A 24,485-nucleotide genomic window follows, 5' to 3' on the forward strand; every position below is an offset into this window, starting at 1 on the left:
ATGACCGACGACACTGAGCCTCCGACCAAAAACACGCTGTTCCTCGCGGTAACGCGCCCAGCGCTGTGGGCGGGGATTCCGATTGAAGCTGCGGTGTTGCTGCTCATTTCTAGCGCGTCGGTTTTGATTTGGACCAATAGCCCAATCTACGCTGCGCTGGTCGTCGCGTTCGGATATTCCATCTCGCGGCTGATCGTGCGCCACGATGTCAACGCTTTCCGGCTGCTGTTCTTGTGGGGCCGCACCAAGCTCGGCAACCGCAACCGCGCGTTCTGGGGCGGCAGTAGCTATTCGCCGCTGCCGCTCGCTGGCCTGCGCCGCAAAGGCTTTGGCCGTCATGGCTAAGCTGATAGCAACCACCAACGCGGTGCCGCTAAAAGTGGCACAGCGTGAGGCTGACCCAGCCAAATTCCTGCCCTATGCACGGCATATCAACGAGGACATGGTGGCGCTCGATTCCGGCGACATCATGCTGACCTTCGAGTTGCAGGGTCGCGCCTTCGAGACAGCCGATGTGCGCGATCTCAACGACTGGCATACCAAACTCAACGGACTGTTCCGCAATCTGCATGACGAGCGGCTGTCGATCTGGACGCACCTTATCCGCCTGCGCGTCGATCAATATCCAGGCGGCAAATTCAAGTCGGGTTTCGCCGCCGATCTCGACCGCGCCTATTTTGGACGGATCAATCGTGAGCGGATGTTCATCAACCGCTTCTTCGTAACACTGGTGATCCGCCCCGGCGCCACGGGCAGCGACAAGATCATCCAGCTGTTCAAACGGCGCGTATCGAAAGAGGCACCGCAAGGGCCGATACTCGACGAGGCGCTCGTAGAGCTGCTCGACGACAAGGCCCGCGATTTCGAGAAACTGATGGCGCGATGCGAGCCGCGCCGCTGCGCCATCTACGAACATCGCGGCCTGATGTTCTCCGAAACGATGGAAGTGGCCGACATGGTGATGACGGGTCGCCACCGCCGCGTCCCCGTCGTGCGCGGCCATCTCGGCGGGGCGCTCTACCGCTCGCGCACGATCTTCGGCGCGGAAACCATCGAAGTGCGCGATGCCGATGCCTCGGCGTTCGGTGGGATCTTCGGCATCCGCGAATATCCCGCACAAACCACGCCGCGCCAGTTCGAGGCATTGCTATCGGTCGATTTCGGGTTCGTGTTGACGCAGAGTTTCACCTTCCTCGGGAGGGCAGCAGCCACCGAGAAATTCCGGCTGCGCATGACGCAGATGGAAAATGCCGGCGACCGCGCGGTCAGCCAGGCCGATGCGCTGATCGACGCGAGCGACGATCTGATGTCGAACCGCTTTGTGCTGGGCGATCACCATTTCACGCTTGCGGTTTATGCCACCAGCATGAAGGGCCTGCGCGATCATATGTCGGTCGCACGGGCCGCGCTGGCCGATACCGGCATGGTGGCAGCGCGCGAAGGCGCGGCGCTGGAAGCGGCCTATTGGTCGCAGCTCGTCGGCAATTTTGCTTGGCGCGCACGGCCCGCACCGATCACCTCACTCAACTTCGCCGCCTTCTCACCCTTCCATACATTCCCGGCGGGTAGTGCGAGCGGCAATCACTGGGGCGATGCGATTGCCCTGCTCAAGACCATTGCCCGCAGCCCCTATTTCTTCAATTTCCACAAAGGCGATCTCGGTCACACCCTCATCATCGGACCATCGGGCGGCGGCAAGACCGTCCTGCTCAACTTCCTCATGGCGCAGACCGAAAAGACCGGTGCCCGGCAGATATTCATCGACAAGGATCGCGGTGCGCAAATCTTCGTGGCTGCAAGCGGCGGCACCTATCTTGCGCTGCATAACGGCGTGCCGACCGGCTTCTCGCCATTGAAGGCACTCGCCAACAAGGCAGAAGACAAGACATTCCTGTCCCTGTTCATCCGCCAGCTCGTCCGCGCCGATGGCAAACCGATTTCGGTCCAGGAGGAACGGCTGATCGAGGACGGCATCAATGCCGTAATGAAACTCAACGTAGCTGATCGTTCGTTAAGCGCGCTGCGCTCGATGCTCGGGATGAAGGATGCGGGCGGTGTCGGTGCGCGATTGGAAAAGTGGACGCAGGAAGGTTCGCTGGGCTGGGTCTTCGACAATCCGACGGACAGCATGACGCTCGACGCCCGGTTCATCGGCTTCGACATGACCGACTTTCTCGACAATGCCGACATTCGCACACCGGTCATGCTGTATCTGTTCCACCGTATCGACCGGCTCCTGACCGGCGAGCGGATGGTGATCTGCATCGACGAATTCTGGAAGGCGCTCGGCGATGAGGCCTTCCGCCGTTTCGCCCAGGATGGCCTCAAGACTTACCGCAAGCGAAACGCCGTGCTGGTGTTCGCCACGCAGTCGCCTGCCGATGCGCTCAAGAGCGACATCAGCCATTCGATCCTCGAACAGGTCGCCACCAAGATCATGCTGCCCAACCCGTTCGGCGCGCGACGCGATTATGTTGAAGGCTTCGCGCTGTCCGAAGCCGAATACAGTCTGGTGCGCGAGGAACTTGCGCCGGAGAGCCACAAGTTTCTGGTCAAGCAGGGCCATGACAGCGTGGTGGTCGAACTCGATCTGGCCGGGTTGGAAGATGAACTGGCTGTGCTGTCGGGCCGTGCGGAAACGACCGCCGTTGCCGACGAAGTGATTGCCGAGGCGGGCCGCGATCCCGCCGTCTGGCTCCCACTCTTCCACAAACGGAGGCGTCCAAGCTGAACTGAGAGAAAGGACAAGTCGATGAAAAATATGACCAAGGCACTTTGTGCAACATTGCTGTTCGCTGCCCCGGTGCCTGCATTCGCGCAGGGCATCGCGGTCCATGACAGCGCCAATCTGATCCAGCAGATCAATGCGGTCAGGCAGGCAATTCAGGTTGTGGCCCAAGGAAAGCAGCAAATCGCGGAAGCGCAGAAGCTCTATCAGGATTTGAACAAGCTCACCGACATTCCGCAGTTGGCGCAGCAGCTAAAATCCGATGCCCTGCGCGAACTCGACATATCGGGCGGTTCGCTCGAAGGTTTCGGCAACGGCAATCTCGATGTCGTCGGTGCAGGCCGTGCCAAGGCCGATGCGGTCTATCGCGACTTGCTCAAGCAGTTGGGCCTTGCCGGTTCGGAGCAGTCCCGCGCCGCCTATGATCTCAACGCCCGCAATATCGGCATCAACGCCGGACTCGCCGAGAATATGGGCGCTGCCGTCACGTCGCGGGCGGAGGGTCTCGACCAGTTGCGAAACCGCCTCACCAGCGCGGCGACCGCGAAGGAAGTGGCCGACCTAACCGCGCGATTGCAACTCGAATCCGCCGCGATGCAGAACGACCAGCTCCGGTTGCAGGCAATCGCATTGCAACAGCAGGCGCAGGAGCGGCAGCGCGCCGCCCAGGGTCAAGCCGCACTCGCCCAAAAACTTGATGAAGCGAGCCGCTACTACAAGGGGCAATGACGTGCGGTTGGCGATCTTCTGCACGGCGTTGCTGCTGGCGGGGTGCGGCAAGCCCGCACCCCAGTCCGACATGCCCGCGCGGGATTGGCGCTATTATGTCGCCAATCCAGGCGAGATCGAGCCGATGCAGAAGATTTGCCGCGAATGGGCGGGCTCAAACGCCCCGGCGGTCACGCAGCCCGCCGTCGTAACGACCAACTGCCGCGCGGCAGCTTTCGCCAAATCGCAAATCGCCATAAAGCCCAAGAATTGAGCAACGCGCATGGATTTCAGCGATCATGTTTTTACCACGATGTTCGAGGCGCTGAATAATGCGCTGGCGGGCATTGTCGGGAAATATGCTGCCGTAATCGGGATCGTTTCCCCCGCGCTACGCATCGGGATCGTCATCTACATCTCGCTGCTCGGCTACGCGATCATGCGCGGAGCGGTGCAATATCCTTTCCGCGAATATGCCTATCGCGGGTGCCAGCTCGCTTTCCTCTATTTCGCCGTGACTTCGCTCTACGGAAGCCAGATCGGCATGTTTGCGCTGGGCGGTCTCCCCGGCCAGTTCGCCAGCGCGCTGGGCGGCTCGGACGTCGGCGGTCTGGGCGGATATTATGACAAGCTCGCAGGCACAGGCTTCGAGACCGCGAACACCATGCGCAAGATCGCCGCCGACTACCAGCAAACGCAAGGGACGATCCCCGACATCGGCTATGCCGTCTTTTCAGGTTTCCTCGTGGTGATGGTGATTATCGCCACGCTGCTCTGCGCCGCCATCGGCTTCGTGATCAGTGCTTTCGGGCTGTTTGCGCTCGCCCTGCTTTCGGTTGTTGGGCCGCTGTTTGTGGCGGGGCTACTGTTCGAGTCCACGCGCGGCTATTTCTTCGCCTGGCTGGGAGCCTGCATCAACTATCTGATGCTGATCGTGTTCGCGCTCGTGCTGACATTGTTCCTGACGCAGACCGGCGAAGCGGTCATCGCCACGATTTCCGAGAGTGACGAGATTGGCATGGCCGCGATCAAGGCGCTGGCCTTCTACGCGCTCGGCTTCTTTTTCTTCCTGCAAATTCCGATGCTGGCCGCATCGCTTGGCGGTGGCGGCCCCGCGCTCGCCAACCAGTTTGCATCGGCGATTGCAGCGGCTGGCGGCTTTGTCGCCGGGCGCGGCGCGACCGCCACACAGGCAACCAGCCGCGCCATCGAACGCGGCTTTGCACGCGGCATCGCGCGGATGCGGACATCCGGTTCGGTCAGCCGTGGAACATCATAAAAGGGGCAGGGAAATGAGTAAGCGTATCCTGAGCATGGCGATGGCATTGGCGTTGATTGCGCCGGGCTATGTGGCAAGCGCAGCGCCAAAATCGCCGAAGCTAGCCAAGTGCGACGGCAAGCAGCGTCGTCCAGCCAATCCTTATGGTTCGATCCTGCCGAGCGTCGATCCGCAGAGAGGAACATCAACGCCAGCGGAACCGGCACCAAGCCAGCAACAGCACCGCAGAGGCGTCGAGGTCTTCCCCGAGAAAAACCCGGCTGCACCAAAGCGCGAAGCGCCGAATGGCAGAACCGATACCACAGTGCCGCCAATCAGCAGCCTGTCTCCTCAAATTTCCAACCAGAGTTGCTGATTGTCATGGCGGGCGGCGTTACCGATAGAAACGATCTGAAAGCCTATTTTGCGGAAGCCGCAAGCTGGGATCACGACCGGCTGATTGCAGCCAATCGCTCCAAGCGGCTAGCGTGGATGGTCGCGGCAGTAGCGAGCGGACTTGCGATCACGGGAGTTGCGGCGGTTGCGATGCTGACGCCGCTCAAGACCGTCGCGCCCTATGTCATCACGGTCGATAAGGCGACCGGCGCAAGCGAAATTACCTCTCCGATGTCCGGCGATAAGCAAATCACCTATAACGAAGCCGTCGCTAAATATTTCCTCGCCGATTATGTCCGCAACCGCGAAGGCTGGATTCCGCAGGCACGCCAGGAGTTCTTCGAGGGCGTGCTGGCGATGTCGTCGCGTGAAGAGCAGGCGCGGTGGACCGCCTTCTACGCCAAGGACAATCCCAAGTCGCCGCAATCGACCTTCACCGACCTCGATACGGTGTTCGTCGCGGTAAAATCCGTCACCTTCGTTTCCGCGAAGGTCGCGCAGATACGCTTTACCAAGACGCTCCAGCGCGGGGCGACTGTTAACGACACACCCGCCATCGCGACCGTGACCTACGACACCACCGATACGCCCACCACCGAACAGCAACGGTTCAAGAACCCTCTCGGGCTGGAAGTGCAGACCTACCGCGCCGACTTGGAGGTGACGCAATGAAACGAGTGAGCTGCCTAACGGCGATAGCGTTGATCTTTGGCAGCACCCCCGCAATCCCCAGCGAAACCCCGCGCCCGACCGCGCAGGACAATCGCATCCGCGAAGTGATCTACAGCGACACTCAGGTTTTCCGCATCGTGGGCGTTTTCCGTTCCGCAACGCAGATTGTGTTCTCGCCCGGCGAGCGCGTCGAGCATGTCGCGCTTGGCGATACGGTATCGTGGGAGGTGGCCCCGGCTGAAAACTCGTTGTTCATCAAGCCCCGCGAACTTGCGGGCGCGACAAACCTGATTGTCATCACCCGTTCCAGCGCGGGCAATCGCACCTACACATTCGAGCTGTCGGCGCAGCGCGGGGCAATCGGTGCGCGGACTGCGGACACGTTCTTCAAAGTGGTGTTCCGCTATCCGCGTGAGGAAGCGGCTGCGGCGCAGGCAGCCGCAACGCAGGCAGCCTATTCCCGGGCCGTTGCACTGCAAGCGGGCGCTATCCGCTCGGCGCTCGATATTGCCGTCCTCGAAGGAAAGCGGAACCTCCGATACACGGTGCAAGGTTCATCGGCGATCCAGCCTTCAGAGATCACCGACAATGGCCAGTTCACCGCGCTGCGCTTCCCGAACCAGCGCGAGCTTCCAGCTTTCTTCGCGGTCAATCCCGATGGCAGCGAGAGCATCGTTCCATTCGATGTCCGCGACGAATTTGTCGTGATCCACGGCGTTTTTGCCCAGCTTCGCCTCCGACGCGGCAAGGAAGTGCTGTGCGTGTTCAACGAAGCCCCGGACTTTTACGGACGCGACCCGAAAACTGGCACGGCATCGAGCATCGTCGAGCGCACGTCAGGTCAAGATAATGGGGAGAGAAGATGATGGCCGACATTCCAATGGGCGAACGCGCAACTGTCGATCAAACGCCCGATCCCCAGGAAATCGACCGCGCACCAGCCGTCGAGCGTGCAAGCAAAATGCCGTCGATGCCGGGAGCGACGATGGACCCGAAAAAAATGATCGGGTTTGCCGCCGCAGCAGGCGCGATCATGTTTACGGTGCTGGCGCTGGGAACAGGGCTGACCGGCAACTCCAGCCTTCCTCCGGTGAAACCGAAACCGGCGCTTGAACCCGCGCAGTATGATCCGGCAACGGTCATCGCTCCAACGCTGGCGGGTGCGGCGACCGATCCCAACGCACCGATTGCTGTAGGCGAGCCAATTGTTCCCGCAATTGGTGCCGGGCCTGCGCCGTCGCAACTTCCGCCGCCCGCTCAGCAAGCTCGCCAGCCATCGCAAGCTGAAGTGCTACGCGAAGCCGCTCGGCGGTCGTCGCTGATTGCCTATGGCGGGGAGCGAGGCAGCGGCAGCACAGGCGTTCGCAACAGCGATTACGGCGGCGCACCCGTTGCTGGACGCCAGCCTTCGTCGCCTGCCACGAATCTCGATAATTTGCGCCAAGCATCGGCAATCGGACAGGCGCAAGCCCGGTCGCTTCCCGACCGGAATTTTCTGATCACGGCGGGCAGCTTCATTCCCTGCGTGCTGCAATCGGCGATGGATTCAAGCCAGCCCGGCTATGTGAGCTGCATCGTGCCGCGCAACGTCTATTCGGACAATGGCCGGGTCGTGCTGATGGAAAAAGGCACGAAGATCGTTGGCGAATATCAGGGCGGTCTTGATCGCGGCCAATACCGGCTGTTTGTGCTGTGGACGCGGGCCGTCACGCCGCGCGGGATCGCGATAGATGTGGCGTCGCCAGCAACTGACGCGCTCGGTCGCGGCGGGATGGATGGGCGCGTCAACAATTTCTTCTGGCAGCGGTTCGGCACGGCGCTGTTGTTCAGTCTGGTCGAAGATGCGGCCACCGTGGGCGCGGAAGCCGTCGGCAACAGTGGCTCCAACACCACCCGCGTTCCCTCCGATGCAGCTTCGACGATCCTGCAACAGAATGGCCAGATCAAACCCGTGCTGCGGAAGAACCAAGGCGAGGATGTCGGCATCACCGTTGCCCAGGATTTTGATTTCTCGACCGTTTACGGCCTCGCGCTTAAATAATGGCCGCGCCGGGCAAAAATACCGCTGTCCTCGACAGCGTGACAGCCCCGCTGCGCAAATATCTCAATGACGAGCGCGTCACCGAACTTGTCATCAACCGCCCGCGAGAAGTTGGAATCGAACGCCGTGGTGGCTGGACATGGGAAAGCGAACCCAGCCTCGATTTCAAGAACCTGATGGCGCTGGCAACGGCCGCAGCCGCCTACACCGCCCAGGACATCACCCGCGAAAACCCGATTGTCTCGACGATCTTCCCGACCGGCGAGCGGGTGCAGATCATCGTGCCGCCCGTCGTCCCCGATGAAACGGTGTCGATCACCGTGCGCAAACCCTCGACGGTAACGATGACATTGGCGGATTTCGACGCGGCGGGCTTGTTCAAGGACACGCGCATCGCCGAAAAACAGGTGTCGGCGCAGGAACTGGACTTGCTCGCGCTGCTTAAGGCGGGCCGCCACGTCGAATTTTTCGACTGCGCCGTTAAAGCCAGACTCAACATCCTGATCTCGGGTGCAACCGGCTCGGGCAAGACCACTCTGTCCAAGGGACTGATCCAGCTCATCCCGCCCGAAGAACGCTTGCTGACGATCGAGGATACCCGCGAGCTGATCGTCCCGCACAAGAATGTCGTCCATATGCTTTACGCCAAGGACGGCCAGGGCACCGCCAACGTCACCGCCAAGCATTTGCTCGAAAGCGCGCTCCGAATGCGGCCCGACCGCATCTTGCTCCAGGAACTGCGCGACGGGACGGCCTTCTTCTACCTCCGCAACGTGAACTCGGGCCATCCCGGCTCGATCACGACCATCCATGCGGATTCCGCCGAACTGGCGTTCGAGCAACTGACCCTGCTGGTCAAGGAAAGCGAAGGCGGCTCCGATCTGGCGCGCGGCGATATTCGCGCGCTGCTCAAGATGCTGGTCGATGTGGTTGTCCAGACCAAGAAAACCGACGGCGAGTTTCGCGTGACGGAGATCTATTATGACCCAGAGAGCAGGCACCTCGCCTGACGGCGGGGTTGCACGACTGCTGATCGCCATCCCGCTCGGGGCTTTGATCGCGCTTGCCATTGCCAGCATGATCGGATGGGTGGTGCTGGGCCTTCCCGTGTCGGCCTATGATCCGCTCAAAATGCCGCAGTTCGTCTGGTATTATCGCGGCGATCCCCGCGTTGTGAAGGCGATGGCGGGCGGATTGGCGGGCGGCGTCACGCTGCTCGCCGGACTGATCTATGCGCTGTGGGCGCGCGGCGCTCCGCTCCACGGGGCGGCTCGTTTTGCCAACGAACGTGAACTCAAACGGCACGGCTTCCGCTCGGCCACGGGCATCGTAGTCGGGCGCAAAAGCGGACGCTTCCTGACCTTTGGCGGGAGCGAGCATGTCCTTGTCGAAGCGCCAACCCGCTCGGGCAAGGGCGTCGGCATCGTCATTCCCAATCTGCTGACATGGCAAGGCTCCGTCGTCGTTCTCGACGTCAAACGCGAAAATTTCGATGCCAGTGCGGGTTTCCGCGCACATTATGGTCAGGACGTTTTCCTGTTCAACCCTACCGACCGGCAGGGATGCACCGCGTGCTACAACCCGCTCGCCTATATCGACCGCAGCGATCGCGACGATGTGATCATTGAGCTGCAAAAGATCGCAACCATGCTGTTCGTCGCGCCCGATCGCGGCGAAGCCTTCTGGGCAAACGGCGCGCGCACCGGCTTTGCCGGTGTCGGCGCCTGGCTCGCGGAAACCAGCGACGAACCGCTGACGATGGGCGCAATCTACCGCTACCTGACCGAAGGCGATGCGCGCAGCTTCTTCAAGAAGGAACTGGCCAACCCCAGCCTCAATCTCTCCACCGGATGCCGGACGGCACTCAGCGATTTCGCCGGTGGTTCGGACAACAGCTTTGCCGACATCAAGAAGACTATCACAAACGTCCTCGGCCTGTGGCTGAATCCGCTGGTCGATGCCGCTACGTCCGCCAGCGATTTCGACCTGCGCGATTTGCGAAACCGCCATATTTCAATCTACCTCGGCGTATCGCCCGACGAACTCGACCGGATCGCGCCTCTCTACAATCTGTTGTTCCAGCAGCTCATCGACCTGAATGTCCGGGAATTGCCCGACGATACTACGCCGGTCCCCGTGCTGGTCATCCTCGACGAATTTGCCCGGCTTGGCCGCGCGTCCGTTATCGCCAGCGCCTTCTCCTATGTCGCTGGCTACGGCATCCGCCTGCTCCCGGTGATCCAGTCACGCTCGCAATTGCGAGGCGTTTACGGTGAGTATGTCGCCGACGAAATCGTCGCCAATTGCGGGGTCGAAGTGGCCTTCACACCCAAGGAACTGCGTGTTGCAAACGAACTGTCGGATCGCATCGGTTATGTCGGGCAGGAGAGTGTCACCCGGTCGCTGACGATCAACGGCCTGCTGGCCAACCGCTCGAAATCAATTTCCGAACAGCGCCGCGCCTTGCTGCTGCCCCAGGAACTGATGCAACTTCCATCCGACAGGCTGATCCTGCTGCGAGGCGGCATCCCACCGGTCATCGGCACCAAGATTGCCTATTTCAAGAACCGCTTCTTCAAAAAACGGGCGTTGCCGGCACCCATCGTTCCGGCCCTCGAAAAACAGGCAGTTGTAACAATTGCGCCTGCGCCGTTCCGCGACATGACCACCGAAGAACTCGAAGGAAATCCGGCGCATCCAATAAGGCCGGAAGACATCCGCATCGAAGATTATCCGAGCTTCGATCCCGATCTGGTGAGTCTGGATGGCCGCGGCAATGCAAGTTTAGTCATAGAGGAAGGCGATGAAAATGGTTGATGAACTAGAAGGAAACGCGCCTTCGGGACGCAGCCGAACTGCCAAGACCAAGCCGGTTACAGCGAAGGCTCCGCCTGAGAAACCAAGGCGCAAGTTTGAGCCGCCCACAATCACCGACGACCTGACCGGCAAATTCTTGCGCGTCGGTAACAAGCTCTATCGCACGTCCGACGATAAGACCCCGATCGTGCGGATTGCGGGCGACCGGCTCAAGACCAGCAACATCGACGCCCTTCCCGACATCATCCGGATCGCCAAGGCGAATGGCTGGACGTCGATCAAGGTGGGTGGCGGCGACAAGTTCAAAAAGGCGGCCTATCTCGCCGCCGCCGCGCAAGGGCTGGCGGTCGAGAATTACAGCCCAAGCAAATTAGTCCAGGCCGAAGCCGACCGTCTCCGCGAAAGGATAGTTGAACGGGAAAAACGCCGCGAGGGGAAGAAGGCTGGCGCAAAGCCGCCAAAGACCGAAGATGAACTGAGCAAGCTCAAAACCTTATCCGATCGTTTTCTGAGCCAGTCTCACGCCGAAAATGCGCGCGACCCGGACCTGCGCCGCGCGCAAAGTCTGGTTGCCCAAACCATTTCGATTGCCCGCGCCAAATATCCCGACGATCCGGTCAAGGCGTCGAAGGAGATTGAGGCCAGACGTCAGGAGGTTGCCATCCGCATCGCCAAGGGCGAGAAAATCGCCGTCGTTCAGGTGCGGAACCAGCAGGCCCATGGGGTGCGCGATGTCACGCAGGAACAGGCTTTGCAGCGCGATGGACGATCCCGGTAGAAGCGAAGGCGTTGACTTGGTGACGAGGTAAAACATCAGGATGCGACTTTTCCGCGCGGTGCAAGGGTTTCGATAATCTTGCAGTCGGCCACTGTGCCGTGGCGGCAGGAACCGATCACGCGGTCGAGTTCGCTGCGGAGCGCAGTTAGATCGCCAATTTTGCGGTCGATTTCGGTCAGGTGGACGCGCGCGATGCCATCCACCGCTTCACATGATTGCGCCTTGTCGTCGGATAGCGTGAGCAATTCACGCACCGCTTCAAGCGTGAACCCAAGATCACGGGCGCGGCGGATGAATGACAAACGCGCGAGATGATTGACCCCATAGGCCCGGTAGTTGGCCAAGGTGCGCGCAGGCGGCGGCAAGAGGCCGATTTTCTCATAGTAGCGCACCGTCTCGACCTTGGTGCCAGTTGCGCTCGCCAGCTCTCCTATCTTCATCGCTTGACCCTGTAGTTGCTACAGGGTGTAGATAGATGTCCGACTCGGAGATTGTCGAGAAGGATTAGGAATGTCTGACGATTGCTGCGCGAGCGCCTGCGGGAGCGAAACGGCCAAGGCCGATCCACGCTGGCGGCGCATCCTCTGGATCGCGCTGATCGTCAACGCAGGCATGTTTCTGGTCGAGATGGTGGCGGGCGCGGCGGCGGACAGCCGCGCGCTGCAAGCCGACGCGCTCGATTTTCTGGGCGATGCCGCCAATTATGCCGTGAGTCTCGCCGTTGTAGGTGCCGCGTTGGCCTGGCGGGCGCGGGCCGCACTTCTCAAATCGCTGTTCATGCTGGGCTTCGCGGCCTGGGTATTCGCCAGTGCGGTGCTTGCCTTCGTGAACGGCACTGCCCCCGATCCGGTAGCAATGGGTGCGGTCGGCCTGTTGGCGCTCGCCGCCAATGCCGGAGTGGCTCTGTTGCTCTATCGCTACCGCACCGGCGACGCCAATATGCGCTCGGTCTGGATTTGCTCGCGCAACGACGCCATCGGCAATGTCGCAGTGATGCTGGCTGCGCTTGGCGTGTTCGGAACGGGAAGCGCCTGGCCCGACCTGATTGTCGCTTCGATCATGGCGGGGCTGGCATTGACCGGCGGGTTTCAGGTATTCCGTCACGCGATCGCCGAGTTGAAGGCTTTGCCCGCAGCGGTCGAGCAAGCATGATGATCGGTCTGCACTCCGCCCCCTTTCTTGCAATGGTCGCCTTTGTCGTTGCCACACTTGTTCGCGGGATGGCCATCCGGCGCGCCACCGGCGACCGTCCCTGGGCTTTCGCTTCGGCCAAGGGCGTGCAGCGGATCGCCGGGAGCAGCTTTGCTTTGTGCGTCGCGGCATTGCTTGTTGCGGCTGCGCTTGCCCCTGCCAATGGCACGAATTTGGCGGTTTTGGCCGCAATTGTCTCACTGGCCGGTGCCGCTATTGTCATCGTCGCACAGATGCAGATGGGCCGGGCATGGCGCGTTGGCGTCCGCGAAGGCGACGCGCCGCTGTTCGTGTCGCATGGCCTGTTTCGCTTCAGCCGCAATCCGATCTTTGTCGGTATGATGCTGGTCGGCCTGTCGGCGGCTATCGTGTCCGACACATGGTGGAGCTGGTCTGCGCTGGTGCTGTTTGTCCTGTCCTGCATCGTGCAGGTGCGGATCGAGGAAGCGCACCTTGAAGCCAGCTTTGGTGACGCCTACCGCGCTTTTTGTCGCCAAGTGCCGCGCTGGCTGGGGTTGGCGCGCTCGGCATGAGGAAATCTTTGCCCCATTACGCCTATGCTGCTACGCAGCATTCGATGCGGGGTCGATTACCTTCACTATTGGTTCTAATTGGGCTGTTTTTCGGCGTTATTGTCATGCCGGTGGTTGCCCATGCCAACGGTAACAGCCCCGTCCATGCCAGCGAAATGCTAGACGTTCACGAGATCGAGGACGCTGACCACTCGCATTCGCAAGGGGCGGACAAGGACATGCCTTGTCACGCGGTCAGCCATCATCATTGCAGTGTTGCGTTGCAGCTCGACGCGCCGCGCATCAATTTGAACGCCCTATCAAAGGGCGCATTGGTGCGTCCGGCGGCGACCACGCCGCTAACTTCGCGCAGCCAAGCCCCGCCGCTCGATCCTCCGCTAGCCTGAACCATGCCGCCGCGCGGGAGGTAATCTCTCGCGTGTTCGTGTCATGCGTTCAGGAGTTTCCAGATGAGATTATCTTTGCGTGCCGCCTTGCTGGCGGGCGCGCTTATTGCCAGCAGCGGGGCGGCATTGGCCGAACCCGTAAGTCTGGCGCAGGCGCTAACCCAAGGGGCGGAACAATCGCCGCGTATTGCAGAGGCAAAGGCGAAAGCTGCCGCCGCTGAAGCGCGGGCGCGGCAGGCCGGAGCCTCGCCCAATCCCGAACTCAGCGTTGAGGTTGAGAACTTCGCCGGAACCGGCGTATTCCAGGGGCTACGCAGCACCGAGACGACGCTTGCGATCAGCCAGCGGATCGAGCTGGGTGGCAAGCGGAGCGCCCGCGTCGCGGTCGCTTCGTCCGAACGCGATTTCGCCTTCCTCTCGTTCCGCGCAGCCGAGGCCGATCTTGCACGCGATATTCGCATTGCCCATGCCGAGCTGCGCGCCGCCGAGGATCGCGCCGTGCTGGCGCGCGAAAATGTCGGCCAGGCCCGCGAATTGGCGCGCACGGCGAGAGTGCTGGTCGAGGCCGGACGCGATCCGCCATTGCGTCAGCTCCGCGCCGAGGCCGGGCTGGCCGAAGCACAGGCCGAGGAAGCCCGCGCCTTTGGCGAATTGCTCGCCGCGCGTCGCTTGCTGGCCGACCTGATCGGCAGCGACGATCCAGAACTGTCCGCGACGCCGATTTACGACGAAGCCGCACCCGGCGCATTGCCACCAGCAACGCCATCGCTTGACGAGCAGCTTGCCGCAGCGGAGCGCGATGCGGCACAAGCGCGCATCAGGGTAGCGCGCGCCGAGGCGGTGCCCGATGTTACCGCGAGCGGCGGTGTCCGGCGGATCAATGACGGGCGCGAGACGGCATTCGTTGCTGGCTTTTCAATTCCGTTACCCGTGCGCAACCGCAATCGTGGCGGGATCGAAGCGGCGCAGTCGGACGCGCTCGCTGGCGAAGCCGCGCTTCTTCAAGCTCGGCTCAATGCTCGCCGTGCGCAGCATGATGCGCGGATGTTGCTTGGGGCCGCCGATGCGCGGGTCGAGGCGCTGTCCGGGCCATCGCTGGCGCAGGCCGAGGAAGCCGTGCGGCTCGCCCGCATCGGCTACGGCGCGGGCAAGTTCAGCCTGCTCGAACTGCTCGACGCGCAAGCCGCGCTCACCACCGCCAAAACCGCGCTCATCGAGGCCCGCCTCGACCGCGCCCGTGCGCTCGCCGCACTGATCCGCGCCAATGTGCGCGCAGGGGATTGATCCATGACCGACGACACCAACAAAACAAAACTGATCGCGGGAGTTGCGATTGCGGCTCTCGTGCTGGGCGGAGGCGGCGTGATGCTGGGCCGCACCCTGTTCGCTCCAACCGCCGCGACAGCGCCCGTAGCGGGAGCCGAGCATGGCGAAGAAGAAAAGGAGGAAGGCCACGTCGAAGGCCTGATCGAAATGGATGCTGCGCGAGCCAAGGCAGCCGGCATTGTGACCGAAGTCACTCAGGCTGGGGGGCTTGGTTCCGAAATCATCGCGCAAGGCGTGGTTGCGGCGGCACCTGATGGCGAAGCGGTGCTTACGGCCCGCGCGGATGGAGCCGTCACTCGGATTACCAAACGCCTAGGCGACAGTGTCGCTGCCGGTGAAACGATTGCCTATCTCGAAAGCCGCGATGCTTCGATGATTGCGGCAGAGCGCAGCACCGCCAATGCGCGGGCCATCGCCGCGCGTTCGGCCTATGTCCGCGAAAAGCGCCTGTTCGATGCCCGAGTGACCGCGAGGCAGGACCTGGAGGCGGCGCAAGCCGTGCTGGCCGAAGCCGAAGCCGAAGTACGGCGCACCCAGTCGGCCGCAAGTGCTGCCAGGATTTCCGGCGACGGACGCTTTCTGGCGGTGACCAGCTTGATTTCCGGCCGGATCACTAAATCCGATGCGACGCTGGGCAGCTATGTCACCGCTGGCGCGGAACTGTTCCGCGTCTCAGATCCCCGCAAGATCCAGATCAATGCCTCGGTCCTACCCGCCGACGCCCGCCGCATCCGGGCGGGAGACCGCGCCGTGATCGAACTGCTTGGCGGCGAAACGGTGAATGCCACTGTGCGGTCGGCGACTCCGAGTCTCGATCCCGAGAGCAAGACAGCAACCATCGTCCTTGCGCCCGAGGGCGTGGGCCAGTTGACCCCGGGCCAAGGTTTGCGAGTTCGCATTGTGCCAGCAGGAGCGGCTCCGACCTCGATGATAAGCCTACCCGAAGAAGCGGTGCAAACCGTAGAGGGCAAGGAAGTCGTCTTCGTCCAGACTGCCAAGGGTTTTCAGGCAACGACGGTTGTGACCGGCCAGCGTGGCGGTGGCAGGATAGAGATCATTGACGGATTGAAACCCGGTGTGGTCGTTGCGACCAAGGGTGCCTTCCTCCTCAAAGCCGAAATCGGCAAGGGCGAGGCGGAGCATTGAGATGATCGAAAAACTTCTTGATGCGGCAATCCGCTTTCGCTGGGGCGTGGTCATCCTCACCCTGATCATTTCCGCTTACGGCCTGAACGAGTTGATGAAGCTGCCCATTGATGCGGTGCCGGACATCACCAACAAGCAAGTGCAGATCAACACGATCGAGCCGAATCTGGGGCCGCTAGACATCGAGCGATTAGTCACATTCCCGATCGAGACAGCGATGGCGGGGATTCCCGGCCTTGAAAGTTCGCGCTCGATCTCGCGAAACGGTTTCAGCCAAGTCACGGTGATATTCGAGGACCATACCGATCTCTATTTTGCCCGGCAGCAAGTTGCCGAGCGATTGAACCAGGCCAAGGGGGCATTGCCCGCAGACGCGGAGCCGCAGATGGGGCCGGTATCGACCGGCCTTGGCGAAGTGTTGATGTATGTGGTCGATTTCGAGAAGCCCGGCACCAAGGAGGCGCCCCGGATTGCCGGAAAGCCGGGGCCGCAACCCGACGGGTCGTTTATGACACCTTCAGGTGAAGTCCTTACCGACGACGTGGCCAAGCTCGGCTATCTCAGAACGGTGCAGGATTGGGTGATCCGCCCGCAATTGAAAACGGTTTCGGGCATCGCCGGTATCGACAGCATCGGCGGCTTTGAGAAGCAGTTTGTCGTTCAGCCCGATGCCTCGAAAATGGCGACCTACGGCATTTCCTTTTCCGAACTGGCCGAAGCCTTGGAAAAGGCGAATATCTCGGTCGGTGCAAACTTTGTCGAACGCGGCGGCGAGGCATTTCTGGTCCGCGCCGATGGCCGCATCCGCACGGTGGATGAAATCGGACGTGCCGCGGTCGCCAGTCGTGGCGGCGTGCCCGTCACTGTCCGCGATGTCGCTAATGTCAAAGTTGGTGGCGAGCTGCGCACCGGTTCGGCCTCACAGAACGGCCATGAAATTGTCATTGGCACCGCGCTCATGTTGGCGGGCGGCAATAGCCGGATCGTCGCCTCCGACGTTGCCGAGCGTCTGGACGAAGTGACCAAATCGCTTCCGCCCGGAATCACGGTCAAAACCGTTCTCGACCGATCTGAGTTGGTCGATGCAACGATTGGCACGGTCGAGAAGAACCTCATCGAAGGGGCCTTATTGGTCGCCGTCGTGCTGTTCTGGCTCTTGGGCAATTTCCGCGCCGCGCTGATCGCGACTTTGGTTATCCCGATCTCGTTCCTTGTCATGGGAACCGGGATGAATCTCACCGGCACGTCGGGCAATCTGATGAGCCTTGGCGCGCTCGATTTCGGGCTGATCGTCGATGGCTCGATCATCATCATCGAGAACTGCTTACGACGGCTAGCCGAGCGACAGCACCACGAAGGCCGCTTGCTTACGCTGACCGAGCGACTGCACGAAGTGTTCGAGGCATCGCGCGAGATGGTCAAGCCGACCTTATATGGTCAGGCCATCATTTTCCTCGTCTTCGTGCCTTTGCTCACCTTCACTGGTGTTGAGGGCAAAACTTTCTCGCCGATGGCGATTACCGTCATGCTTGCGCTTGGCGGCGCGTTCATCGCCTCGCTAACCTTCGTCCCCGCCATGATCGCACTGCTCATTCGTGGCGAGGTTGCAGAGAAGGAAGTGAAGGCAATCGCCTGGACGAAGGAACGCTATGAGCCTGTCCTCAAGCGCGTCATCGAGCGGCCTTGGCCGTGGATCGGCGCAGGGGGAGGCACCTTTGCTGCCGCCATCTTTGTGTTCACCTTCCTGGGGAGCGAGTTCATCCCGGTGCTGGGCGAGGGCAATCTTGCGATGCAGGCGCTGCGGATTCCCTCGACATCGCTCAACACCTCGCAGGCCATGCAGTTGAAGGTGGAAAAAGCCGTGGCATCGCTGCCCGAGGTGGTTCTGATCTATTCCAAAACCGGGACAGCGGAAGTCGCGAGTGACCCAATGCCGCCCAATGCCTCGGACACTTTCATCATCCTGAAACCGCGTGACCAATGGCCCGATGGCGTCGAAACCAAGGAAGACGTTATCGAGCGGGTGGAAAACAAGCTCAAGCCGCTGGTCGGCAATGCCTTCGAAATCAGCCAGCCCATCCAGTTGCGTTTCAACGAATTGATTGCGGGCGTCAGGGGCGACATTGCGATCAAGCTCTACGGCGACAATCTCGACGAGATGGGCCGCATCGCCCAGCAGGTCGCGGGTGTCCTGAACACCGTTCCGGGCGCAGCCGATGTCAAAGTCGAGCAGACGGCCGGCTTTCCCGTCCTCGATGTCAAGTTCGACCGTGACGCCATCGCGCGCTACGGGCTGACATTGCAGGACGTCAGCGACACCGTTGCCGCTGCCCTTGGCGGACGTGAAGCGGGCATCGTGTTCGAGGGCGATCGTCGCTACGATATTGTAGTTCGCCTCGCCAATACGACGCGAGACGACCTCGACGCGGTTGGAGCCCTTCCGGTGCTTCTGCCGGGTGAAGGTGGTGCGCGTGCTTCGGTTCCCTTGCGCGAACTGGCGCAGTTCGGCTTTTCCGAAGGACTCAACCAGGTCAGCCGTGAGAACGGCAAGCGGCGCGTCGTGGTGCAAGCCAATGTGCGCGGCAACGATCTGGGATCGTTCGTCGCCGAGGCCCAGCAAAAGGTCGCGGCTCAGGTCAAACTGCCGAGCGGCAGCTTCATCGAATGGGGCGGTCAGTTCGAGAACCTGCAAGCCGCTTCGGCGCGTTTGTCGGTGGTGATCCCGATCATCTTCGCTGCGATCTTCGGCATCCTGTTCATGGCGCTCGGAGGGGTGCGACAGGCGATTGCGGTCTATTCCGCGATCCCGCTGGCATTGGCTGGCGGCGTGTTCTCACTGCTGCTGACAGGTCTTCCGTTCTCGGTGTCCGCCGCTGTTGGTTTCATCGTGCTGTCCGGTGTGACGGTCCTTAACGGCCTTGTCGTGATGTCGAGCATCAACCAGCGGATTGACGCTGGCAAGCCGGTGGACGCCGCCATCGCCGAAGGGACGATGGAGCGCGTTCGGGCGGTTCTGATGACAGGGATCGTTCCGGCCATCGGTTTCGTCCCGATGGCGCTGGCAACCGGAACGGGTGCAGAGGTGCAAAAGCCACTCGCGATCGTCGTGATCGGCGGTCTGATTACCTCGACGTTGCTCACCCTTTTCGTGCTTCCCGCGATCAGCCATTTGCTGCTGCGCGGACGGCACGGGCGTCATGTAGCGGGCGATTACAGCGATGTGACGACGCTTGGCGAAAGGGTGGTCTTGGATAGCGACGATTCAACGGGGGAAGCACGATGAGCGAGGCACATAACCACGGCGCGGACGTGCCGGAGACCGGCGGACATAGCGGTCACAATCACGGAGCCGGAGCTAGCACCAAGCGACTCGCAATAGCACTCGCGCTTACCACGCTCTTCCTGATTGCGGAGTTGGTTGGGGCGTTCGTGTTCGACAGCCTCGCGCTGTTGTCTGACGCAGCGCATATGTTCACCGACAGCGCCGCGCTTGCTATCGCGCTGGCGGCGGTCAAAATCGGCCAGCGTCCGCCAGACGACCAGCGCACCTTTGGCTACCGCCGATTTGAGATCCTCGCCGCAGCGTTCAACGCGATACTGCTGTTCGCAGTCGCGGGCTATGTGCTGTTCGAGGGCATTGGGCGCTTTTTCGAGCCGAGGCCGGTCGAATCTGTGGGAATGCTGATCGTCGCCAGCATCGGTCTGATCGTGAATCTGATTTCGATGCGAATCCTGAGCGGTGGCAAGGACGACAGCCTCAACGTCAAGGGTGCCTATCTCGAAGTCTGGGCCGATATGCTCGGCTCGCTGGGCGTGATCGGAGCGGCGATTGCGATCTACTTCACCAAGCTCAACTGGATCGACCCCATCGTCGCCATCGCCATCGGCCTGTGGGTGCTGCCGCGCACCTGGACGCTCTTGAGCGACACGACCCATATCCTCTTGCAAGGCGTTCCACGCGGTTTCGATTTGAAAGCCATTCGCGCAGCAATGGGAGAGGTCGCTGGCGTGACCGGCGTTCACGACCTGCATCTCTGGTCGGTGGCGGGAGACGATGCTAGCCTGACGGCGCACGTCGCTGTTGCGGATGGAGGCAACGCTGAAACCGTCCGCCGCACGCTGACCGAAATGCTCGAAACGCGGTTTGCAATCCACCACGCGACAATCCAGACCGAGACCGAACCATGCGGGGATGAGGAGAGCTTGCACAGGTGAGCTTATGCTGATCTGGGCTGGCCGAACGGTTGAATCTACACGATCCAGTCAGCGGCTTCGTCCGTCGTCAGGAGGTTTTATGTCGTTTGACCGGCTGACTTCTGACGAAGGCATTGCACGGTTCAACAGCTTTGCATGGTGTGCCGCAAAAACTTCGGGCGTGGCATTCATACCCTGATGCTTGTCGAGGAAGGCGCGCACATCGCTGGCAAGCTCCCGGTCTTCGGCTTGCCCGGTGGCGTCCAGCGCCGACGCGGTTTGTTCATAAGCGCGGCGTATCTCCTGCCAGCGGAATGTGCCGGCTGCGATGAACGGCGGTAATTGATCCTGGCCCCTTGCGACTGCAATGGCTTGCTCGTTGGTGCGGCGGTCGGATTGGGCAATCTGCCGGCTCCCTTCGGTTCGCAGCCTCGCCCGCAATTTGACCAGAGCCATGCTCGATCCGGCGATGCCCTGTCCGCGAGCGCGTCGCGGTGTTGCTTCTGCTGCTACTCCCCGCGCTCGCAACTCACGGGCGAAGCGTTCGCGGAAACGATTGAGCTGAACCGGACGGGGATTGAAGCGGGTTCGATCCAGCCCCTCGGCCTGCACCGTCAGATGGACATGGGGGCGCGGCGTGTCGGTGTGGAGCGCCAGGACATAATCGTGATTGTCGCTCAGCTCCGAATGGGCTAGCGCCCGAACGGCACCCAGCACCTTTTCAGGGTCGGTTCCTGCGGGCATCGAGAAGATCAGTGACACCGACGACACCGTAGGCCGCGAACGCCATTGCAGCGTGTCGCTCCACTCCGCCGCGCGTTCGCCGATGTCCTCCTTGGTCGTAAGGATTTCGCCGTCGCGGGTTTCGATCCCAAGCTCGCCCTTGCGTCCGATATAGTCGAGATGGGCTTTGACATGGCGACCGCCGCGCTGGCGACCCGTGACCTTGACCACCACCTCGGGGGCCTTGCGGACGATCCGCGCCAGCTTGGCCCGTGCGGTCGAGCCAGTGGCAAAACCGTAGCTGGCATAGAGCGGGACGCGCGACGAATTGGCGGGGTCATGGATGTAGCGCACCCGGAAGGCGGGGCGCGTCGCTTCCCACAGGGCGGATTCCAGACCCATCAGTCCGGCACTGTCCAGTAGCTAACATCGCCGCGCATGGCATCGCCAACGGCTGTCACCTGCTCGGAGATTTCCATACGCATGTCGGCGATCCGTCGCAGCTCGGGTTCGATCTGCTTGTCGCCGGTTTCAAGCATCGAGGCATTAGCAGCCTTCATCGCCTGATTGAGATTGCGGCCGATACGCAGCAACTGCATTCTGATCGGTGCGAGTTCGGCCAGCAGCCCGTCATCGACCCGTGATTTCAATGCGAGGTGGCGGCGCACCAATGCTTTGATCCACCCGGCGCGATCAGTCGAACGCTGCGCCGCCCGAACCTCGATCACGGCAATCTCGACATCGGTAAACCGGAGTGAAACGCGATTGCGCGACGCGCCCTCCGGGCGGTCAATGAGAGGCCGCTGATCGCACTCTTGCAATGTCCGTTCGATCATCTGCCGCACCATCGCGCTGCGTCCGCCACGCCCGACCGCCACCCTGTCGAACGCAGCGAGCGCATCGGCGTCGAGCCGGATGCTGAGCATCGCCGTGTTCGCAAAGTGATTTGTCGCCATCAGACATGCCCGCGTAAAACAAGGGCAATGTATGACAACACGCGCCGCTAGGCATATCCTGCATTAAAGACAAATCAGACAAACCCCCTAAGACAAGCGCACCCAAAGCGGGTTTCAACTTCTGACAATAAGGAGCTTTGGGTGCGCTTGGGGGTTTGAAGTTTCAGGCAGGATGGGAAGCAAGAGTTCCCATGCGGGCCGAGGATCGCCGCACTATTTCGTGCTGACGGCTGGCGGTCGCGCTCCCCCATTCGGCGATCTCGCCAAGTGTGCGACTGCAGCCGGTGCAGACTTTGCCGCTGGAATCCAGTCGGCAAATCTCTTTGCAGGGCGAAGACGGGCGCGGAATTAATGCACCCTCAGCCAACCTGAGTCTTCTCGAAAAACGAGCAATAGCGCATCGAGCCCGTCACACCTAAGTTTGGTTCCCCATCTCGACCGAAGCGCAGTAGGCGACGAATGCGTTTTCTGCGTCCTGTGAGGGATTGCTAGTGAGGAAGGCATTGACCCGGTCGTCCCTGACACTCGCCATGCCGTGCGCCAAGTCACAGTTAAAAATGTCGATCATGTCCGCTGGTGGTCGGAGTTTGGCCGGACTGACGGCAAGTCCGTCTGCGGCAATCGCTCCCAAAATAGTATTGTAGGCTTGCTGGAGTCCGGCCTCATCGTCCGATGAAAGAGAAATGTCGTCCACATACACGCCAACCTTGATACTCGCAGGAAGACCCAGCAGTTGCCCCCCAATGTCAGACGTAGCAATCACGAGGGAAGCCAAGATAGGTGACTGCACAAAGCCGTAGGGCAAGGCAAATCGCGGGTCGGCATACGGACTAACGACTGTCGACCATTGCGCGTAGAATCGAGCATTGCCGATCCCGATGCGGTCCAGCGCACTTTGCACCCGCCGTCGGGAAATGCTGTAGAAGAAATTGGAAATGTCGATGCGCGCGAAAAAGTGATTGTCGCGATGATGGTGCATAGCGGCGACATGGCCACCACGCCGCAGGTGGAAATAGATCGGGTCGAACGAGTAAGCGTCCTCGACCGCTTTCTTAACCTCATTTCCAATTCGACGGCCAATATTGGTTGGCACGAATACCGGCTTACCCTTGCGGAGATAGCTGTAGTCGAAATTGGGGATTGCTACGGGCATAGCTGACAGCCTTGATCGCGATTTCAGCTACTACTTTGAGCAATCCGAAGATTGCCGTCCAGAGTAGAATCTTTTCGCGATCAAGGCCGGTGCGTGGCTTTTCAGTCATAAGCACCTCCCTCATCTACTTGCTCGGCAAACCACAAACCCTCTTGAGAGGGGTTGTCAGCCAAGAGACCGGATGGCCTCAAAACGTGGATACCAGAGTAGCTGCAAAGCTGCATCAGGGCATCCCGACAGGTGGGTATGCGGGCTATCGCCGAACAATCTGGAAAGTAGGGTGGATGGCCACAAAGCGCAATAGCGTTGGATTTCCGGTTTAGTCTCACACCGCATAAGCACCGCGAAGCCCCGCCCGGCAGAACCGGGCGAGGCTTTGGTGCGATGGTCAGTGGCCGTTCGAGGTGCGGGCGCGTGACCAGATCAGGTTGAAGGTCTTGCCATCTTCATCGGCGAACAGGCTGGCGAAGATCGGGGCGTTGAAGCTGGGATCGTCGAGCTTGATCGAGAGATAGTCGCGGCCTTCCTTGGAGGTCTTCTGCCAGCAGGCACCGATTTCGGCCTTGGCCACGAACACCCGGTGCGACGGGGCGTTTTCATTCTCGCTCGCTTCCTCGGCGACAATGGTGACGTTCTTCTTCTGCAAGCTCATCGTGACGATCTCGCCGGTGTAGTTGGTGTCGCCGGACTTTTTGAATGTGCCGATATTTGCCATGATTCAGTTCCTTCGTGTTGGTCGAACCCCGCGCTCATTCGCGGCCTCGATGGCTGGTTTCAGGCAGGGGCTTGCACTGCTGCACCCGCAGGGCCGCAACGCAGTGGAGGACGGGGCAGACCGGGGTTTCTTGTCCCGCGAGGAATGGGCGCAGCCCAGGGGAAGAAACTTTGGGCTGCCCCGTTGCAGCAAGGGGCAAGAGGCGCAGCCGTCCGCTGGCAACCAAAGCCATTGACGAGGCCGTGGGTGAGCGCGGTTCTGGCCGTCGCGCGCAAGGAGATTTGGCAATGATCGGTTGGCGCGTTCAATGTCTGGCTGGCGCACCCGCTGGCGTAACCCGATAATGAGATTGCCGGCTGGAGTTGTGACATTCTGCCGACAGGGCAGGGAATGGAAACGCCCCGTCGCGCCGGGTTGCCGTGGCTGACAGTGACAGGGCCACTGGCGCAGACCGCAGGAAGGCGGCGACGGACTCGGTTAGCGTTACATCCCGCCCGCCCCGATCCGCCCGCCTATTCGCGGGCGGAGATTGGCATCGACATCATCCGGTCGTGTTCGCGCCCCAACCCCACCCCAAAATGACCAAGCACTCAAGCCCCGTCCGGCTCTGCCGGACGGGGCTTTGTGGCGCGCGCGGCGCAGACAAGAGCGGGCGGCACATTGCCGCCCGCTCCCCGCTCACGCCGCAAGGCGTTGCTCGTCGAACTCCTCCAGCGCATCTTCGCTTCCGGTATCGCCGCCCTCCACCTCGTCCGCCGCATCTG

The 24,485-nt window shown here is 61.3% G+C and carries 26 protein-coding genes; 19 read left to right on the top strand and 7 right to left on the bottom strand.

All coding sequences use genetic code 11. The features are described 5' to 3' along the window. The 12 genes from DXH95_RS15795 to DXH95_RS15850 are packed head-to-tail and all read left to right on the top strand — an operon-like array spanning nucleotide 1 to nucleotide 11,398. Nucleotides 1–345: a VirB3 family type IV secretion system protein gene (locus DXH95_RS15795; protein WP_115550513.1), complete on the top strand. Its 345-nt coding sequence runs from the start codon at nucleotides 1–3 to the stop codon at nucleotides 343–345. After that, nucleotides 338–2,731, top strand: coding sequence for a VirB4 family type IV secretion/conjugal transfer ATPase (locus DXH95_RS15800; protein WP_115550514.1), 2,394 nt, complete (start codon nucleotides 338–340; stop codon nucleotides 2,729–2,731). Before DXH95_RS15795 ends, DXH95_RS15800 begins: the two co-directional genes overlap by 8 nt. A gap of 21 nt (nucleotides 2,732–2,752) precedes the next feature. Then, nucleotides 2,753–3,457: a type IV secretion system protein gene (locus tag DXH95_RS15805; protein ID WP_115550515.1), complete on the top strand. Its 705-nt coding sequence runs from the start codon at nucleotides 2,753–2,755 to the stop codon at nucleotides 3,455–3,457. Nucleotide 3,458: 1 nt separating this feature from the next. After that, a complete protein-coding gene (locus DXH95_RS15810) occupies nucleotides 3,459–3,710 on the top strand; it encodes an EexN family lipoprotein (RefSeq protein ID WP_115550516.1) in 252 nt (83 codons plus the stop codon). Nucleotides 3,711–3,719: 9 nt separating this feature from the next. Further along, the gene (locus DXH95_RS15815) at nucleotides 3,720–4,715 is read left to right on the top strand and encodes a TrbL/VirB6 family protein (protein WP_115550517.1); all 996 of its coding nucleotides are present in this window, start codon (nucleotides 3,720–3,722) and stop codon (nucleotides 4,713–4,715) included. A 13-nt stretch (nucleotides 4,716–4,728) separates the two neighbouring features. Continuing rightward, nucleotides 4,729–5,070 carry a hypothetical protein gene (locus tag DXH95_RS15820; RefSeq protein WP_147291769.1) on the top strand — a complete coding sequence of 114 codons (342 nt, stop codon included), beginning with the start codon at nucleotides 4,729–4,731 and terminating at the stop codon, nucleotides 5,068–5,070. A 5-nt stretch (nucleotides 5,071–5,075) separates the two neighbouring features. Beyond that, nucleotides 5,076–5,762, top strand: coding sequence for a VirB8 family type IV secretion system protein (locus DXH95_RS15825; protein ID WP_115550561.1), 687 nt, complete (start codon nucleotides 5,076–5,078; stop codon nucleotides 5,760–5,762). After that, nucleotides 5,759–6,628 (top strand): P-type conjugative transfer protein VirB9, encoded by an 870-nt coding sequence (gene virB9 / locus DXH95_RS15830; protein WP_115550519.1) that lies wholly within the window; start codon nucleotides 5,759–5,761, stop codon nucleotides 6,626–6,628. The genes DXH95_RS15825 and virB9 overlap by 4 nt, the downstream gene beginning before the upstream one ends. Beyond that, nucleotides 6,625–7,803 carry a type IV secretion system protein VirB10 gene (virB10, locus tag DXH95_RS15835; RefSeq protein ID WP_239016698.1) on the top strand — a complete coding sequence of 393 codons (1,179 nt, stop codon included), beginning with the start codon at nucleotides 6,625–6,627 and terminating at the stop codon, nucleotides 7,801–7,803. Before virB9 ends, virB10 begins: the two co-directional genes overlap by 4 nt. Beyond that, entirely contained in the window at nucleotides 7,803–8,813 is a 1,011-nt protein-coding gene (gene virB11 / locus DXH95_RS15840) for a P-type DNA transfer ATPase VirB11 (RefSeq protein ID WP_115550520.1), read from the top strand. Before virB10 ends, virB11 begins: the two co-directional genes overlap by 1 nt. Continuing rightward, nucleotides 8,785–10,620 (top strand): type IV secretory system conjugative DNA transfer family protein, encoded by a 1,836-nt coding sequence (locus tag DXH95_RS15845; protein ID WP_115550521.1) that lies wholly within the window; start codon nucleotides 8,785–8,787, stop codon nucleotides 10,618–10,620. Before virB11 ends, DXH95_RS15845 begins: the two co-directional genes overlap by 29 nt. Next, the gene (locus DXH95_RS15850) at nucleotides 10,613–11,398 is read left to right on the top strand and encodes an LPD7 domain-containing protein (protein ID WP_147291770.1); all 786 of its coding nucleotides are present in this window, start codon (nucleotides 10,613–10,615) and stop codon (nucleotides 11,396–11,398) included. The genes DXH95_RS15845 and DXH95_RS15850 overlap by 8 nt, the downstream gene beginning before the upstream one ends. 35 nt (nucleotides 11,399–11,433) lie before the next feature. Here DXH95_RS15850 and DXH95_RS15855 read toward each other — a convergent pair whose 3' ends face one another. After that, nucleotides 11,434–11,838, bottom strand: coding sequence for a MerR family transcriptional regulator (locus DXH95_RS15855; RefSeq protein WP_115550523.1), 405 nt, complete (start codon nucleotides 11,836–11,838; stop codon nucleotides 11,434–11,436). 70 nt (nucleotides 11,839–11,908) lie between these two features. Between DXH95_RS15855 and DXH95_RS15860 the strand changes: the two genes are divergently transcribed. From DXH95_RS15860 to DXH95_RS15890, 7 genes are all read left to right on the top strand, one after another. Then, complete coding sequence (locus DXH95_RS15860; RefSeq protein ID WP_115550524.1) at nucleotides 11,909–12,550, top strand: cation efflux transmembrane domain-containing protein; 642 nt, start codon at nucleotides 11,909–11,911, stop codon at nucleotides 12,548–12,550. After that, on the top strand, nucleotides 12,547–13,122 hold the full coding sequence (locus tag DXH95_RS15865; protein ID WP_115550525.1) for a methyltransferase family protein: 576 nt from the start codon (nucleotides 12,547–12,549) through the stop codon (nucleotides 13,120–13,122). The genes DXH95_RS15860 and DXH95_RS15865 overlap by 4 nt, the downstream gene beginning before the upstream one ends. A gap of 44 nt (nucleotides 13,123–13,166) precedes the next feature. Continuing rightward, entirely contained in the window at nucleotides 13,167–13,508 is a 342-nt protein-coding gene (locus DXH95_RS15870; protein WP_147291771.1) for a hypothetical protein, read from the top strand. A gap of 63 nt (nucleotides 13,509–13,571) precedes the next feature. Further along, nucleotides 13,572–14,792 (top strand): TolC family protein, encoded by a 1,221-nt coding sequence (locus DXH95_RS15875; protein WP_115550527.1) that lies wholly within the window; start codon nucleotides 13,572–13,574, stop codon nucleotides 14,790–14,792. A 3-nt stretch (nucleotides 14,793–14,795) separates the two neighbouring features. Further along, complete coding sequence (locus tag DXH95_RS15880) at nucleotides 14,796–15,980, top strand: efflux RND transporter periplasmic adaptor subunit (RefSeq protein WP_115550528.1); 1,185 nt, start codon at nucleotides 14,796–14,798, stop codon at nucleotides 15,978–15,980. Nucleotide 15,981: 1 nt separating this feature from the next. Then, nucleotides 15,982–19,263: an efflux RND transporter permease subunit gene (locus tag DXH95_RS15885; RefSeq protein ID WP_115550529.1), complete on the top strand. Its 3,282-nt coding sequence runs from the start codon at nucleotides 15,982–15,984 to the stop codon at nucleotides 19,261–19,263. Continuing rightward, nucleotides 19,260–20,195, top strand: a complete 936-nt coding sequence (locus DXH95_RS15890; RefSeq protein ID WP_115550530.1) for a cation diffusion facilitator family transporter — start codon at nucleotides 19,260–19,262, stop codon at nucleotides 20,193–20,195. The genes DXH95_RS15885 and DXH95_RS15890 overlap by 4 nt, the downstream gene beginning before the upstream one ends. A gap of 48 nt (nucleotides 20,196–20,243) precedes the next feature. Here the strand turns inward: DXH95_RS15890 and DXH95_RS15895 are convergent, their stop codons facing one another. The 6 genes from DXH95_RS15895 to DXH95_RS15915 all read right to left on the bottom strand — a co-directional run bounded on the left by DXH95_RS15895 (nucleotide 20,244) and on the right by DXH95_RS15915 (nucleotide 23,721). After that, nucleotides 20,244–21,299 (bottom strand): relaxase/mobilization nuclease domain-containing protein, encoded by a 1,056-nt coding sequence (locus tag DXH95_RS15895; protein ID WP_115550531.1) that lies wholly within the window; start codon nucleotides 21,297–21,299, stop codon nucleotides 20,244–20,246. After that, entirely contained in the window at nucleotides 21,299–21,853 is a 555-nt protein-coding gene (locus DXH95_RS15900; RefSeq protein ID WP_239016701.1) for a hypothetical protein, read from the bottom strand. The genes DXH95_RS15895 and DXH95_RS15900 overlap by 1 nt, the downstream gene beginning before the upstream one ends. Nucleotides 21,854–22,016: 163 nt before the next feature. Beyond that, on the bottom strand, nucleotides 22,017–22,220 hold the full coding sequence (locus DXH95_RS16395) for a DUF1289 domain-containing protein (protein ID WP_115550532.1): 204 nt from the start codon (nucleotides 22,218–22,220) through the stop codon (nucleotides 22,017–22,019). Between the two features lie 48 nt (nucleotides 22,221–22,268). Next, a complete protein-coding gene (locus DXH95_RS15910; RefSeq protein WP_115550533.1) occupies nucleotides 22,269–23,006 on the bottom strand; it encodes a reverse transcriptase domain-containing protein in 738 nt (245 codons plus the stop codon). Then, on the bottom strand, nucleotides 22,957–23,115 hold the full coding sequence (locus tag DXH95_RS16155) for a hypothetical protein (protein ID WP_181883718.1): 159 nt from the start codon (nucleotides 23,113–23,115) through the stop codon (nucleotides 22,957–22,959). The genes DXH95_RS15910 and DXH95_RS16155 overlap by 50 nt, the downstream gene beginning before the upstream one ends. Nucleotides 23,116–23,394: 279 nt before the next feature. Next, nucleotides 23,395–23,721, bottom strand: a complete 327-nt coding sequence (locus tag DXH95_RS15915) for a DUF736 domain-containing protein (protein ID WP_115550534.1) — start codon at nucleotides 23,719–23,721, stop codon at nucleotides 23,395–23,397. Nucleotides 23,722–24,485: the final 764 nt, after the last annotated feature.

Source organism: Sphingorhabdus pulchriflava (assembly GCF_003367235.1).
Taxonomy (GTDB): Bacteria; Pseudomonadota; Alphaproteobacteria; order Sphingomonadales; family Sphingomonadaceae; genus Sphingorhabdus_B; species Sphingorhabdus_B pulchriflava.

What these genes read in the sequence shown, in the direction of transcription:
- DXH95_RS15910 (WP_115550533.1), bottom strand. Translation starts at nt 23,006, where the DNA reads ATGCCCGTAGCAATCCCCAATTTCGACTACAGCTATCTCCGCAAGGGT.
- DXH95_RS15850 (WP_147291770.1), top strand. Translation starts at nt 10,613, where the DNA reads ATGGTTGATGAACTAGAAGGAAACGCGCCTTCGGGACGCAGCCGAACT.
- DXH95_RS15885 (WP_115550529.1), top strand. Translation starts at nt 15,982, where the DNA reads ATGATCGAAAAACTTCTTGATGCGGCAATCCGCTTTCGCTGGGGCGTG.
- DXH95_RS15855 (WP_115550523.1), bottom strand. Translation starts at nt 11,838, where the DNA reads ATGAAGATAGGAGAGCTGGCGAGCGCAACTGGCACCAAGGTCGAGACG.
- DXH95_RS15890 (WP_115550530.1), top strand. Translation starts at nt 19,260, where the DNA reads ATGAGCGAGGCACATAACCACGGCGCGGACGTGCCGGAGACCGGCGGA.
- DXH95_RS15860 (WP_115550524.1), top strand. Translation starts at nt 11,909, where the DNA reads ATGTCTGACGATTGCTGCGCGAGCGCCTGCGGGAGCGAAACGGCCAAG.
- virB9 (WP_115550519.1), top strand. Translation starts at nt 5,759, where the DNA reads ATGAAACGAGTGAGCTGCCTAACGGCGATAGCGTTGATCTTTGGCAGC.
- DXH95_RS15805 (WP_115550515.1), top strand. Translation starts at nt 2,753, where the DNA reads ATGAAAAATATGACCAAGGCACTTTGTGCAACATTGCTGTTCGCTGCC.
- DXH95_RS15795 (WP_115550513.1), top strand. Translation starts at nt 1, where the DNA reads ATGACCGACGACACTGAGCCTCCGACCAAAAACACGCTGTTCCTCGCG.
- DXH95_RS15915 (WP_115550534.1), bottom strand. Translation starts at nt 23,721, where the DNA reads ATGGCAAATATCGGCACATTCAAAAAGTCCGGCGACACCAACTACACC.
- DXH95_RS15865 (WP_115550525.1), top strand. Translation starts at nt 12,547, where the DNA reads ATGATGATCGGTCTGCACTCCGCCCCCTTTCTTGCAATGGTCGCCTTT.
- DXH95_RS15895 (WP_115550531.1), bottom strand. Translation starts at nt 21,299, where the DNA reads ATGGGTCTGGAATCCGCCCTGTGGGAAGCGACGCGCCCCGCCTTCCGG.
- DXH95_RS15845 (WP_115550521.1), top strand. Translation starts at nt 8,785, where the DNA reads ATGACCCAGAGAGCAGGCACCTCGCCTGACGGCGGGGTTGCACGACTG.
- DXH95_RS15880 (WP_115550528.1), top strand. Translation starts at nt 14,796, where the DNA reads ATGACCGACGACACCAACAAAACAAAACTGATCGCGGGAGTTGCGATT.
- virB10 (WP_239016698.1), top strand. Translation starts at nt 6,625, where the DNA reads ATGATGGCCGACATTCCAATGGGCGAACGCGCAACTGTCGATCAAACG.
- DXH95_RS15820 (WP_147291769.1), top strand. Translation starts at nt 4,729, where the DNA reads ATGAGTAAGCGTATCCTGAGCATGGCGATGGCATTGGCGTTGATTGCG.
- virB11 (WP_115550520.1), top strand. Translation starts at nt 7,803, where the DNA reads ATGGCCGCGCCGGGCAAAAATACCGCTGTCCTCGACAGCGTGACAGCC.
- DXH95_RS16155 (WP_181883718.1), bottom strand. Translation starts at nt 23,115, where the DNA reads ATGACTGAAAAGCCACGCACCGGCCTTGATCGCGAAAAGATTCTACTC.
- DXH95_RS15815 (WP_115550517.1), top strand. Translation starts at nt 3,720, where the DNA reads ATGGATTTCAGCGATCATGTTTTTACCACGATGTTCGAGGCGCTGAAT.
- DXH95_RS15900 (WP_239016701.1), bottom strand. Translation starts at nt 21,853, where the DNA reads ATGGCGACAAATCACTTTGCGAACACGGCGATGCTCAGCATCCGGCTC.
- DXH95_RS15825 (WP_115550561.1), top strand. Translation starts at nt 5,076, where the DNA reads ATGGCGGGCGGCGTTACCGATAGAAACGATCTGAAAGCCTATTTTGCG.
- DXH95_RS15800 (WP_115550514.1), top strand. Translation starts at nt 338, where the DNA reads ATGGCTAAGCTGATAGCAACCACCAACGCGGTGCCGCTAAAAGTGGCA.
- DXH95_RS15875 (WP_115550527.1), top strand. Translation starts at nt 13,572, where the DNA reads ATGAGATTATCTTTGCGTGCCGCCTTGCTGGCGGGCGCGCTTATTGCC.
- DXH95_RS15870 (WP_147291771.1), top strand. Translation starts at nt 13,167, where the DNA reads ATGCGGGGTCGATTACCTTCACTATTGGTTCTAATTGGGCTGTTTTTC.